This is a genomic window from Pigmentiphaga sp. NML080357, assembly GCF_002188465.1.
Classification (GTDB): Bacteria; Pseudomonadota; Gammaproteobacteria; order Burkholderiales; family Burkholderiaceae_B; genus Pigmentiphaga.
The window spans coordinates 30,775-43,036 of record NZ_NINW01000028.1; the positions used below are offsets into that span (position 1 = coordinate 30,775).

Here is a 12,262-nt window from a genome sequence, read left to right on the forward strand (position 1 = left end):
TAACCAGTTTTTCCGTTTGAATATACAAAAATAAACCGTTTTACCCCGTCAAGGGCGGCGAATAGAGTGGAGGGCGTTAATTCCAGAAGTTATTAGCTTATGCCTTATTCCTCCGTTTCTCCCGCCCCGGCGCCTGCTTTGGTGCGCGGACCGGCAGGCTTCTTCCGGCAGGCGGGCCCGGGGTTGCTGCTGGCCGGCGCCATCGGGGCGGCGGCGATGATGCTGGGAGGATGGGACGTGTTCGCCAGCCGCGGCCTGAGCGCGCTGACGCTGGCCATCGTGCTCGGCATGCTGGTGGGCAATACCGTCTACCCCCGCATTGCCGCGCAGAGCGCCGCCGGCGTGGGGGTGGCCAAGCAGACCCTGCTGCGGGCCGGCGTCGTCCTTTACGGGTTGCGCCTGACGTGGCAGGACATCGGCGGCGTAGGCGTGGCGGGCGTCGCTGTCGATGCGGTGGTGCTGCTGTCGACCTTCGGCCTGGCCTGGCTGCTCGGCACCCGCGTATTCAAGCTGGACCGCGCCTCGGCCTGGTTGATCGGGGCGGGCAGTTCCATCTGCGGCGCGGCGGCGGTCATGGCCACCGCGCCGGTGCTGCGCGCCAAGCCCGACCAGGTGGCGGTGGCCGTGGCCACGGTCGTGGTGTTCGGCACGCTTTCCATGTTCCTGTATCCGTTCCTCTACGAGCTGAATGCGCAGTGGGGGCTGATTCCCGGCGGCGCGCACGGTTTCGGCGTCTACGTGGGCTCGACGGTCCACGAGGTCGCCCAGGTCATCGCCGCCGCGCGGGCGGTGGGCACCGAGGCGGCCGACACGGCCGTGATCGCGAAGATGGTGCGCGTCATGATGCTGGCGCCGTTCCTGCTGGCGCTCTCGGCATGGCTCGCCTGGGGGGGAGCCAGGAACGGCGCGGGCAGCCGTGCGGGCGAGGGCGGGGGACTGTGCATCCCCTGGTTCGCGGTGGGCTTCATCGCCATGGTCGCGTTCAATTCTCTCGTCCATTTGCCCGCGCCGCTGGTGTCGGTGGCGATCGACATCGATACCCTGCTGCTGGCAATCGCCATGGCCGGCCTGGGGCTGACGACCCACGTTGGCGCCATCCGCCGCGCCGGGCTGCGCCCGCTGCTGCTCGCCGGCCTGCTGTTCGCGTGGCTGGTGGCCGGCGGCGCGGTGATCAATCGCTTGATGGGGTAGGGGCGCCGTCGAAACCGACAGGGGCCGAAGCTCGGCTGCGGGTTAAAATCCTGTCTTTAGACGCTCGCCCGGCTCATGCGCCGGGCGCCCGCAAGGTCCCACATGTCCAGTCCTTCCTCTTCTTCCCCTTCTTCCTCTTCCGCGGCGGTGCAGGTCGGCATCGTCATGGGGTCTTCCAGCGACTGGGAGATCATGAAGCACGCCGTGGCCGTGCTCGACGAGTTCGGCGTTCCCCACGAGGCGCGGGTCGTGTCGGCCCATCGCATGCCGCTCGACATGGTGGAGTACGGCGCCGACGCCACGCGCCGCGGCCTGCGGGCGATTATCGCGGGGGCCGGCGGGGCGGCGCATCTGCCGGGGATGCTGGCGGCGCTGACGCCGGTGCCCGTGTTCGGCGTGCCCGTGCCGTCCAAGTACCTGCGCGGCGAGGATTCCCTGCTTTCCATCGTGCAGATGCCCAAGGGCGTACCGGTCGCCACGTTCGCCATCGGCGAGGCAGGCGCGGCCAATGCGGCCTTGCACGTGGTGGCCAACCTGGCTTGTACCGAGCCCGCGTTGCGGCAAAAGCTCGACGCCTTCCGCGCCCGGCAGACCGAGGCCGCGCGCGCCATGGCGCTGCCGCCCGGAGGCCAGGCATGACGGCGGGGCGCACGGTGCAGCCGGGCGGCTGGCTCGGGCTGCTTGGAGGCGGTCAGCTGGGACGCATGTTCTGTCATGCCGCACAGAGCATGGGATATCGCGTGGCGGTGCTGGATCCCATCGCCGACTGTCCGGCGGGCGCGGTAGCCGACCTGCACATCCGCGCCGACTACGACGACGAGGCGGCGCTCGCGCAGCTGGCCGAGCGCTGCGCCGCCGTCACCACCGAATTCGAGAACGTCCCGGCTGCCAGCCTGGAGAAGCTGGCCGAGCGCTGCCAGGTCAGCCCGGCCGCCGGCGCGGTGGCCATCGCCCAGGACCGCATCGCCGAAAAGGGCTATATCGCTTCGATCGGCGTGCCGGTGGCGCCGTATGCCGAGATCCGCTCCGCGGCCGACATCGACGCCGCGTCCGCATCGCTGTTTCCCGGCATCCTGAAGGTGGCTCGCCTGGGCTACGACGGCAAGGGCCAGGCGCGGGTCGAGTCGGCCGACGAGGCGCGCGCCGCGTTCGCCTCCTTCGGCGGCGTGCCCTGCGTGCTCGAGGCGAGGCTGCCGCTGGAATTCGAGATCTCCGTCGTCGTGGCGCGCGGCTTCGACGGCGAAGTGGTGACCTATCCCGTTTCCGAGAACGTGCACCGCGACGGCATCCTGGCGATCTCCACCGTGCCGTCGCCCCGGGCTTCCGCGGACATCGCACGCCGCGCCGCCGCGGCGGCGCTCCAGGTCGCCGCGGGGCTGGATTATTGCGGGGTCCTTTGCGTGGAGTTCTTCGTGCTGCCCGAGGATCGCCTGATCGTCAACGAGATCGCGCCTCGTCCCCACAACAGCGGCCACTACAGCATCGATGCGTGCGTCACCAGCCAGTTCGAGCAGCAGGTCCGCGTGCTGGCAGGCATGCCGCTGGGCGCTCCCGACTTGCTCGCGTCCTCGGTCATGCTCAACGTCCTGGGCGACATCTGGTTCCGGCGCGGCGACCAGGCGGTCGAGCCCGAATGGGGCCGGGCCTTGCAGGCGCCCTCGGCCAAGCTCCACCTGTACGGCAAGGCCGAGGCGCGGCGGGGCCGCAAGATGGGGCATGTGACCTGCCTCGGCGCGGACCGTGACGAGGCAGGGCGCAGCGCGGCGCAAGTCGCGGCCGCCCTGGGCATCGTTTTTCCGTAGTCGCCGATGAGCGCGCGCATCCTGCCGCCGACGCCCGCGGCCATCGCCGAAGCGGCCGACCTGCTGCGTGCCGGGCAATTGGTGGGCATGCCCACCGAGACGGTCTACGGCCTGGCCGCGGATGCGTCCGATCCCGAGGCCGTGGCGCGCATCTTCGCCGCCAAGGGCCGGCCCAACGACCACCCGGTCATCGTCCACGTGGCCGCCGGCGCCGACCTGTCGCGCTGGGCGGCGCGCGTTCCCGACGCCGCGCGGCGACTGATGGCGGCATTCTGGCCAGGCCCGTTGACGCTGATCCTGCCGCGCGCCCCCGGCGTGCTCGACGCCGTCACGGGCGGGCAGGATACGGTGGGGCTGCGTTGCCCTTCGCATCCTGTGGCCCAGGCCCTGCTGGCCGCATTCGGCGGCGGCGTGGCGGCGCCCTCGGCCAACCGTTTCGGGCGGGTGAGCCCGACCACGGCGCAGCACGTGGCCGGCGAGTTCGACCAGGCCGTGCCGGTGGTGCTCGATGGCGGACCGTGCGAGGTGGGCATCGAATCGACCATCGTCGACGTCTCCAGCGACATCCCCATCCTGCTGCGGCCCGGGCACGTATCGGCCGTGGCCTTGTCCGCGGTGCTCGGCACCGCCGTTCTCACGCGGGCGCAGATGGACGAACGGCGCTCGGTGCCGCGCGTGTCGGGATCGCTGTCGGCGCATTACGCGCCCCGCACGCCGCTCAAGCTGGCCGGTGCCGCCGTGCTGGCGGCTGAAGTGGCTGCCGCGCGCGCCCAGGGTCGTTCGGTGGGCGTCTGGTCGTCGCGCGATCCCGGCGGGGCCACCGTCTGGGTCCAAGCCCCCAGCGAGCCCGAACGATATGCGCAGGCGCTCTATGCCACGCTGCGTGAACTCGATGGCCGCGGGTTGGACTTGCTGCTGCTAGAGAATCCGCCCGCGGCGCCGGCCTGGTCTGCGGTGCGGGACCGTCTTGGCCGCGCGGCCGTGGGATCGGGGGCGGGCTAGGGCCTGAACGGGCCCTGGTTCCTCACGGCTGCTTGCGCGCGTAGGCGAACCACGCCGCCGACTGCGCGCTGTTGGTCGCCATGATCAGCAACAGTGGCTCCTTGTTCTGTTCCGTCAATCGCATCGCCACGCCTTGCATGCTCGTGCCCGCGTGCTGGCTCAGGCAGTTGGTGGCGTTGCCGAACGAAAAGGTCGTGGTGGCGTAGTTTTTGCCCGACGAGGCCTTGGCCAGCGCGCCGCTGATGTTGCAGGTGTCAGGCCGGCCGCTGATCTCGGACCTGGCCTCGAAATCGCCGTTGGCCTGGATGGTGAAAGTCACGCGGGAGCTGGCGCTGTCGCGACCCTGCCAGGTGCCGGCATAGGCGGCGAGGTCGAAGGCCTCGTTGTACTGGCCGTTGAACGTCGAGGTGAAGGTCACGTTCTGCCCGAGGTTGCCGTCGAAGCTGGCGCCGCTGGCGACGGTGCCCGTGATGTTCGCGGTTTCCGCCGTGGTGTCCCCGGTGCCGAAGGTCTTGCCGGTGCCCGAGTAGGCCTTGCCGTTGAGCGAGCCGGTGCCGCGCGTCAGGCGCCGTACCTGGCTGAAGTTCTCGCTCCAAGACATGGCCCACAGTTCGTTGGTGGGCGTGACCAGCATGTGCATGGATAGCGTGTCGCTGGTGATGTTGCCCGCCCAGATGCCCTGGGCATCGCTGTTGCCGCCCCCGCCCCCCCCGTCGCCCCCGTCTTCCTCCGGCGAGCCGAAGTAGCCGCCGTTGCAGGCGGCGAGGGACAGGGTGCAGAGCAGAGCGAGAGCGAAGCGACGATGCATGGAAAGCCCGGCGGAAAGGTTCTAGGAAGCGGGAGTCTTGCGCGAACGCTGCGGCGTGAGGTCGAAGCCTCCCGCATGGAACACCAGCGGCATGGCGTCGGTATGACCGCAGCGCTCGACCTCGCCCACGAAGATGCAGTGATCGCCTTCACGGTACCTGCTGCGGTTATAGCATTCGAACCAGGCCGTGCAACCCTCCAGCAGCGGCGCGCCGTTGCCTCCCGGCCGCCAGGGGAACTGGGCGAAGCGGTCGGTCGCATTGCCGCGGGTGGCGAAACGCTTGGCCACCTCGAGCTGGTCGGCGGCCAGCACGTTGACGGCATAGTGGCTCGCGGCGTCGAGAATGGGCAGCGAGCCCGAGGTCAAGGACAGGCTCCACAGCACCAGCGGCGGCGCCAGCGAGACCGAGTTGAACGAACTGACCGTCAGGCCGATGGGCCGCCCGTCGGGCCCCATGGCCGTGACGACCGTCACGCCCGTGGCGAAGCGGCCCAGGGCCGAGCGGAACGCGGTGGAATCGAAATCCGGGAGAGCTGCAGGCATCCAGGGGAAGGGGCTGACGCACCCAGGTCGCTGGTTGCGCGGCTGACGTTGCTGTAAAGCCTCATTTTATCCGGGTGGCGCCAGGCGTGCTGCGATTTCCCGTGCCAGCAGCTCGAGCGTGAGCGGCGCGCTGCCCTCGGCCTTGTTATTGGCGACGATCCAGGCTGGCTGACCCGCGGCGTGCGCGGCCCGGGCCGCTTCGGCCAGTACCCGGCGCGTTTCCGGATCTTCCACCTGTATCTTGTCGAAAGGCGAGAAGCGCGCCTTGGCGGCCTCGTAGCGCTGTCCCGCGAGCAGGCTCCACCGCACGACCAGCGGGCCCGGACCGGTGGCCGCCACCGCCTGCATCTGGCGGGCCGCCGACGGCATGCGCGCATGGATGGCCACGCAATAGCGCACCCCTTGTTCGGCCAGCATTTTCATCATGCGCGGCGTGACCACCTGCGGATCGCGGAACTCCACCGCGTAGAACGGCTGCTCGTGGCCCCGGGAGGCCGGCAGAGGGGGAAGCGCGGCAAGAAAGGCCGACAGACGCGCCACCCAGCCGGCAGGATCGGCCAGGATCTCGGGCGGCAGCGGCGAAAACTGGAACACCAGGGGTCCGGCTTTCGTTCCCAGGCCCTCCAGGCACGGGGTGACGAAATGGTCCGTGGCCAGGACCGGGTCGAGGAAGCTGGGATTGGGACCTGCCGGCACGCCGCGGTCCTCGCGCAGCACCGCGTCGGTCACCAGGTTCGGCGCCTTTACGACGAAGCGAAAGCCGGCCGGCACCTGGCCCGCATAGTGGGCGTACTGTTCGGCGGTCAGCGGCGCGTAGAAAGTACGGTCCAGGCTGACGCTGTTGAGCAGGGGGTGGGACGAATAGGCCGGCAGGCCTTCGCGAGAGAGCAGCGATTCGCTCGCCTTGGCGCCGTAGACGATGCCGTTCCAGCCCGAGAATGCCCAGGACGAGGTGCCCAGGTAGACCTCGGGCGGCATGGCGGCGCCCAGCTGCCGCAGCCCGGCGGGATGCTCGGCCGCCGGCACGGTCTTGGCCTTGCCCTTGGCGGCCGGCTTGGCCGCAGCGGGCGCGTCGTCGAAAAACGAGCCCTGGCCGCCGGCCGTGTCGGGCGGTACGCTCGCGCCCGGAGGGCGTTCCTGCGAGGCCATGCCAAGCTCAGGGAGCCAGGCGCACGATGCGCCAGCCGCCTTCGGGCACGGGACGATAGACCAGGCGGTCGTGCAAGCGGGACGGCCGGCCCTGCCAGAACTCGATGGCGTCCGGCACTACGCGGTAGCCGCCCCAGTGCGCCGGCCGCGGAGGATGTTCGCCCAGTTCGGCCCGCAAGCGCGTCTCGCGTTCTCGCAGGACTTCGCGGTCGGGGATCTCTGCGCTCTGGTCCGAGGCCCAGGCGCCGATGCGCGACCCGAGCGGCCGGCTGTGGAAGTAGGTATCCGATTCCTGTTCGGACGTGCGCTCCACGCGGCCTTCGATGCGGACCTGGCGTTCGTGCGCGGGCCAGAAGAACAGCAGGCTGGCGTAGGGAAGATGGGCGAGGTCCCGGCCCTTGCGGGACTGGTAATTGGTGTAGAAGACGAAGCCCCGTTCGTCGTAGCCCTTGAGCAGCACCGTGCGGGCCGCCGGCCGGCCGCGTTCGTCCACGGTGGCCAGCGCCATGGCGTTGGGGTCGGGAAGTTGGTCGGACACGGCGCGGCCGAACCAGGCGCCGAACAATTCGAACGGCGAGGCGGGCGCGTCGGCCTCCAGCAGGGCGCCTTGCTGGTAGTTCTGGCGAATGTCGGCGATGGACATGATCGAACGCGAAGAAGAAATTCCACCCATCACTATACCGGGTTGCGGGGGGCGGCCTCGTGCGGCGCGGTCAGCCGCCGCGCGAGCTGGTCCAGGCGCCGGTCGCGGATGCCATGGGCGCGCAGCGCCCGCGCCGTATCGAGCACGTAGTCCACGCAGGCGCCGTAGCGGCCATGCGCGCGGCGGATCGCCGCCAGTACCTCGGCCTCGGCAAGGCCGCCGGCATAGCCGGATCCTCCCCGGTCGATGACGAAGGCCAGGCCCTCGACGGGGCCCGTGGCCGTATCACAGCGCAGCCAGCGGGGCAGGTAGGAACCCATCATCATCTCGCGCTCCCACAGCGCGGCGAACACGTCGTCGACGTCGGCGGCAGCCAGGCGCAGCGCGACCCCGCGGCAGCTGCCGCCCCGGTTCAGCCCGAACACCAGGCCCGGCGAAGCCAGCGTGCCGCGATTGATGCGGGACCACAGGCACAGCGAGCGGTGGTAGCCACGCACCGTGGCCATGCGGCGTTCCTGCACGGGAAAGTCGGCTTTCCAGATAAGCGAGCCGTAGGCGAAAAGCCAGACGTCATCGCGCCGGTTCCAGTCGCGCAGCGCGGTTTCGATGGACGCCTGGCGCTCGGCGGCGGTGAGGAGCAGCGGGGCGTATTCCGGCGGAAAGGCGGCGAGGGACAAGAGTGCGCAAGCAGGGGGAGGGCTTCCATTCTATCGCCGGCGCGGGATATTCGTCCAAATCCGGGATTTCACTCGTTTTCCATTTGCAATCGATAGCATGCATAATGCTATCGATTGCAAATGGAAGCCAACGACATTCCAATCAAAGTTGGGGGAAACATGGAACGCAGAGCCTTCATGAAAACAGCCGTCGGTGCGGCGGCGGCCTGGCCGGTCCTGGGCGCAGCGGCGCCAACCGGCCCGGCCGCGCGGAGGGACTTCGTCATTCGCGGCGGCTATGTGATATCGATGGATCCCCGGCTCGGCGACCTGCCCATGGCGGACGTGCTGGTCATCGACGGGCGCATCGCGGCGGTGGGCCGGCACCTGCAAGCGCCGGCCGGCGCCGCCGTCCTGGACGGCACGGGCATGCTGGTGTCGCCGGGATTCGTGAACGGCCATATCCACCTGGCGCAGACCATGCAGCGGGGCATATCGACCGAACACACCTTTGCCGACTACTACAGCACGCTGGTGCTCAAATATTCCAACCGGATGAGCCCCGAGGACGTGCGGCTGGCCGAATACGTGGGCGCGCTGGAACAGATGGCGCTCGGCACCACCACCTTGATGGACTGGAATCGGGAGGCCATGACGCCCGACCACGCGGAAGCCGCCGTCGACGGCCTGCTCGAATCCGGCGTGCGCGCGATCTTTGCCTATACCATTGCGGCCCGCACGCCCCAGGGGTCGGATGCGCCGCTGCGCCGCATGGTCGAGCATGCTCGTTCGCTACGGGTCGGCCGGCTGTCGTCCGAGGACGGCCGCGTGGCGTTGGGCGCCTGCCTGCCCGGTCCCGACTTCATGCCGCTCGAACCCGCCTTCGCCGACATGAGGATGCTTCGCGAATTGGGCGTCCTCACTTCCTTCCATTGCGGCGCGCCCATCTATGCGCAGCGCAAGAAGCGCCTGATCGCCACGCTGGCGCAACAGGGGCTGCTGGACGGCAAGCTGCAGCTGGTGCACGCCAACGAGCTCGACGGCGACGAATTCCGGATGGCGGCGGACCACGGCGCCTGCATGGTCTGCACACCCGAGGCGGAACTGCATTGCGGCCATGGCCACCCCGCCATCTGGAAGGCGGCGCGGGCGAAGCTGCCCGTCAGTCTGGGCACCGACATCCCGTCGGCGTTCGGCGGCGGCATGATGACGCAGATGCGCGTGGCGCTGGCGGCCGAGATCGCCCGCCTGAACGCCGAGTCTTTTGCCGCGACCGGCAAGGCCCCCGCGACCAAGGCGGTTTCGGCGCGGGACATGCTCGAACTGGCCACGATCGCCGGCGCGCAGGCGCTGGGCCTGGGCGACCTGACCGGCTCGATCACCCCGGGCAAGCGCGCCGACCTGTTGTTGATCCGCAGCGACAGCGTCGCGACGGCGCCCATGCTGGATCCGGTGGGAACGCTGGTCTTGCAGGGTACGCCCGCCGACATCGACACCGTGATCGTCGACGGCCGGGTAGTGAAGGCGGCAGGTCGCCTTACCGACGCCCGGGCCGAGCTGGCGGCCCGTCAACTGCGTCAGCGTGCCCTGCAGATGGTGCAGCGGGCGCAGCAGGCGTGATGCGGGGCGGCGGCCGGTTGAACAGCCCGCCCGCGAACAGGCATGCCGCCACCGTCCAGAAGGGCAGGCCCAGGCCGGCCATGGCGCTGAGGCTGCCGAAGGCAAGGGGGAGCACGAACTGTCCGCCGTTGATCGTGGCCATTCGCAGCCCCAGTGCCTCGGCCGCCCGGCCCGGCGGGGCGTGGGCATGGAGCAGTGCCAGGAGGCTGGGTTGGCCGCTGCCCAGGGCCAGGCCCAGCAGGAAGGCCAGCATGATGAGGACGGGAACCTCGCGGAAGAACGGATACAGCACGTAGACCGCGCTGGCGGTGAACATGGCGGTGCGCAGCAGCGTCCACGGCGCGATCCGCCGCTGTATCCACGGCAGCATGATGCGGATCACGAATGTGGCCACCGCGAAGGCCGACAGAATGATGCCTATGGTCGTGGCGGACAGCCCGATGGCGGCGCCGAAGATGGGCACCATGAAGGAGTTCAGGTCCCAGGCTCCGGACAAGAGGGCGGTGGCGATCAGGACCCGGCGCAGGATGGGACTGGCCAGCAGGTCGCCCACTTGTTCCCGGGCGGCGTGACGGGCCGTGCCCGCGGCGCGAGGCAGGCGGCGCTGCTGTTTCAGCAGGACGCCCAGCGCGAGGAGCTGGCACAGCAGCAGGACGCCGAACGCCCAGCGGAATCCCAGGTGATCGATCGAAAGCCCGGCAACCAGGGGCCCGCCGAACCCGGAGATCGACAAGGACAGCGACAGGCGCGAGAAATTGAGGATGCGCCGGTCGGGCGTCGCGTACACGCCCATCACGTTCTGCACGGCGATCTGGAACACCATGCAGCCGATGCCGGTCAGGCAGCTCGACACGAACAGCACGCGCGTGTCCTGCAGCGCGAAAGGCAGCAGGCTTCCGGCGATGAGCAGGGCGGCGCCGATACGCATGGGCCGGCGCGCGCCGATGTGATCGACCCAGCGGCCGGCATGGACCGAGAGCAGCATGGGCACCAGCGCGAACAGGGCCATGAGCACGCCCACGGTGAAACTGGATGCGCCCTGCGCCAGCGCGCCCAGCGAGACGGTCACGCGTCCGCCGGTCAGCGCGATGTGAGTGAGGATAGCCAGCGCGCAGAAGACGGCGACGCCGCGTTCGTCGAGCGGCGCGGATTGCGGCTCGGCGGTGATGGCGTCCTGGCGCGGCGGCGGATGGGGCAAGATGGGTGCGGCGGAGAGTGCCGCCGTGGTCTCGCGGCGGCTTTTGATTTGGCATCATTCTAACGCCGCGCGACGCGTACGGCCATGCGGCGGGCCGGGATCTTCGCCGCATCGGCCGCCCTGCTACTATCGGGGCGTTCTTGCCCTCACGGCCCGGCGCCGTATTTTCCATGCGTCCATCCCGTTCTTTCCGCAGGCCCCCGTCATGAGTTGCGACATCGATACCGAACGCCGGTTCGGCGGCCTCGATCGCCTGTACGGACCGGGCGCGCTCGATGCGCTGCGCGCCGCGCGCGCCACGGTGGTTGGACTGGGCGGCGTGGGGTCGTGGACGGCCGAGGCCCTGGCCCGCTGCGGCATCGGCACCCTGACGCTGATCGACCTCGACCACATCGCCGAGTCCAACATCAACCGCCAGGTCCATGCCCTGGGCCGCACGCTGGGCCAGGCCAAGGTGGAAGCCATGGCCGAGCGCATCCGCGACATCAGCCCGCATTGCGCGTTGAACCTGGTGGACGATTTCCTCGACCCGGACAACGCCGCGTGCCTGCTGGCCGATCCGGGCAGCGTGGTGGTGGACTGCACCGACCAGGTGGCGGCCAAGATCGCGATGATCCTGCATGCCCGGCGCAGCGGCGCGCCGCTGGTGGTATGCGGCGGCGCCGGCGGCAAGACCGATCCGCTCGCCCTGCGCGCGGGGGACCTGTCGGAAGCGGTCAACGACGCGCTGCTGGCCAAGATCCGCAACCAGTTGCGGCGGCAGCACGGTTATCCCAAGGCCTCGCCCGTGGCCGGCAAGCCGGCGCGCCGGGTGCCGAAGATGAAGGTGCGCGCGCTGTGGGTGGACCAACCGGCGCGGCTGCCGGCGGCCTGGACCCAGGATGTGGACGGACCGGCCGAGGCGCCGCAGGGCTTGTCCTGCGCCGGCTACGGGTCGGCCGTGACGGTGACTGCCGCCATGGGCCTGGCGGCGGCGCACGAGGTCCTGCGCGTCGTGTTTCCGGCGGAGCGCTGAACGGGTCCTAGTCGAGCACGACGTCGAACCAGCCGCGCAACGCGTTGGAGAGCCGCAGGCCTTGCGCCCGCACGAGGCTGTCGCGCGTGACGACCGCCTCCCGGACTTTTTCCTCGTCCAGCAGCGCCTCGCGCTGCACGCCCGGCAGCAGTCCGCACGAAATGGGCGGCGTGATCCACAGGCCATCCAGGAGCACGTAGACGTTGGTGCGGCTGCCCTCGCACAGTTCGTCGCGCTCGTTCAGGTACAGCAGGTCGAAATGTTCGGGATGGCCCGCGAGCCAGGCCGCCGCGCCGTCGTACCAGGGCCGCCACGTCGTCTTGTGGCGCAGCAGTGCCGCGTTCGAGTCCAGGCGTCCGGCGGCCAAGGCCACCCGGGGCCGGGCGGGCAACGGGGCCAGCACCGAAGTCTCGATCTCCACCGCGCCGTTGTCCGCGACCAGCACGCGCATCCGATGCGCGACGCCTTCGGGCAGGCCCGCCGCCGCGCGGGCGACGGCGCGCTGCACGGCGTCCACCGAACCATGGTAGGCGAGTTCGGCGCATGAGCGGCCGAGCCGCTCCAGATGCCAAGGCAGCAGGGGCATGCGGCCGTCGGCGTCGATCCGGATGGTTTCTATCAGCCGGGGCCGCATG

Annotated in this window: 14 protein-coding genes; 6 read left to right on the forward strand and 8 right to left on the reverse strand. The window is 69.9% G+C overall.

Annotated elements, in window-relative coordinates:
* The first annotated feature begins 99 nt into the window (after positions 1-99).
* Positions 100-1,191: a YeiH family protein gene (locus CDO44_RS11140; RefSeq protein WP_087780312.1), complete on the forward strand. Its 1,092-nt coding sequence runs from the start codon at positions 100-102 to the stop codon at positions 1,189-1,191.
* 56 nt (positions 1,192-1,247) lie between these two features.
* Here CDO44_RS11140 and CDO44_RS28080 read toward each other — a convergent pair whose 3' ends face one another.
* Positions 1,248-1,385 carry a hypothetical protein gene (locus CDO44_RS28080; protein WP_233146149.1) on the reverse strand — a complete coding sequence of 46 codons (138 nt, stop codon included), beginning with the start codon at positions 1,383-1,385 and terminating at the stop codon, positions 1,248-1,250.
* On the opposite strand from CDO44_RS28080, the gene purE reads away from it, so the two are divergent.
* The 3 genes from purE to CDO44_RS11155 are packed head-to-tail and all read left to right on the forward strand — an operon-like array spanning position 1,357 to position 3,995.
* The gene (purE, locus tag CDO44_RS11145; RefSeq protein ID WP_233146144.1) at positions 1,357-1,830 is read left to right on the forward strand and encodes a 5-(carboxyamino)imidazole ribonucleotide mutase; all 474 of its coding nucleotides are present in this window, start codon (positions 1,357-1,359) and stop codon (positions 1,828-1,830) included. The genes CDO44_RS28080 and purE overlap by 29 nt on opposite strands.
* Complete coding sequence (locus CDO44_RS11150; protein ID WP_087780314.1) at positions 1,827-2,993, forward strand: 5-(carboxyamino)imidazole ribonucleotide synthase; 1,167 nt, start codon at positions 1,827-1,829, stop codon at positions 2,991-2,993. Before purE ends, CDO44_RS11150 begins: the two co-directional genes overlap by 4 nt.
* Before the next feature lie 6 nt (positions 2,994-2,999).
* Positions 3,000-3,995 carry an L-threonylcarbamoyladenylate synthase gene (locus CDO44_RS11155; protein ID WP_087780315.1) on the forward strand — a complete coding sequence of 332 codons (996 nt, stop codon included), beginning with the start codon at positions 3,000-3,002 and terminating at the stop codon, positions 3,993-3,995.
* Positions 3,996-4,017: 22 nt separating this feature from the next.
* Here the strand turns inward: CDO44_RS11155 and CDO44_RS11160 are convergent, their stop codons facing one another.
* The 5 genes from CDO44_RS11160 to CDO44_RS11180 form a co-directional block, all read right to left on the reverse strand.
* Complete coding sequence (locus CDO44_RS11160; protein WP_087780316.1) at positions 4,018-4,803, reverse strand: hypothetical protein; 786 nt, start codon at positions 4,801-4,803, stop codon at positions 4,018-4,020.
* A gap of 21 nt (positions 4,804-4,824) precedes the next feature.
* On the reverse strand, positions 4,825-5,346 hold the full coding sequence (locus tag CDO44_RS11165) for a flavin reductase family protein (protein WP_087780317.1): 522 nt from the start codon (positions 5,344-5,346) through the stop codon (positions 4,825-4,827).
* Between the two features lie 66 nt (positions 5,347-5,412).
* Positions 5,413-6,495, reverse strand: coding sequence for a DUF72 domain-containing protein (locus CDO44_RS11170; protein WP_087780318.1), 1,083 nt, complete (start codon positions 6,493-6,495; stop codon positions 5,413-5,415).
* Positions 6,496-6,502: 7 nt separating this feature from the next.
* The gene (gene pdxH / locus CDO44_RS11175) at positions 6,503-7,141 is read right to left on the reverse strand and encodes a pyridoxamine 5'-phosphate oxidase (RefSeq protein ID WP_087780388.1); all 639 of its coding nucleotides are present in this window, start codon (positions 7,139-7,141) and stop codon (positions 6,503-6,505) included.
* 29 nt (positions 7,142-7,170) lie between these two features.
* Positions 7,171-7,779, reverse strand: coding sequence for a gamma-glutamylcyclotransferase (locus tag CDO44_RS11180; RefSeq protein ID WP_233146145.1), 609 nt, complete (start codon positions 7,777-7,779; stop codon positions 7,171-7,173).
* Positions 7,780-7,992: 213 nt separating this feature from the next.
* Here CDO44_RS11180 and CDO44_RS11185 point away from each other — a divergent pair, with 213 nt between their 5' ends.
* Positions 7,993-9,414, forward strand: coding sequence for an amidohydrolase family protein (locus CDO44_RS11185; RefSeq protein ID WP_158213259.1), 1,422 nt, complete (start codon positions 7,993-7,995; stop codon positions 9,412-9,414).
* Here the strand turns inward: CDO44_RS11185 and CDO44_RS11190 are convergent.
* On the reverse strand, positions 9,332-10,612 hold the full coding sequence (locus tag CDO44_RS11190; protein ID WP_369824615.1) for an MFS transporter: 1,281 nt from the start codon (positions 10,610-10,612) through the stop codon (positions 9,332-9,334). The two genes, CDO44_RS11185 and CDO44_RS11190, sit on opposite strands and share 83 nt — an antisense overlap.
* 205 nt (positions 10,613-10,817) lie before the next feature.
* Here CDO44_RS11190 and CDO44_RS11195 point away from each other — a divergent pair, with 205 nt between their 5' ends.
* A complete protein-coding gene (locus tag CDO44_RS11195) occupies positions 10,818-11,627 on the forward strand; it encodes a ThiF family adenylyltransferase (RefSeq protein WP_087780321.1) in 810 nt (269 codons plus the stop codon).
* A gap of 7 nt (positions 11,628-11,634) precedes the next feature.
* Here the strand turns inward: CDO44_RS11195 and CDO44_RS11200 are convergent, their stop codons facing one another.
* Positions 11,635-12,261: an aminotransferase class IV gene (locus tag CDO44_RS11200; protein ID WP_087780322.1), complete on the reverse strand. Its 627-nt coding sequence runs from the start codon at positions 12,259-12,261 to the stop codon at positions 11,635-11,637.
* Position 12,262: the final 1 nt, after the last annotated feature.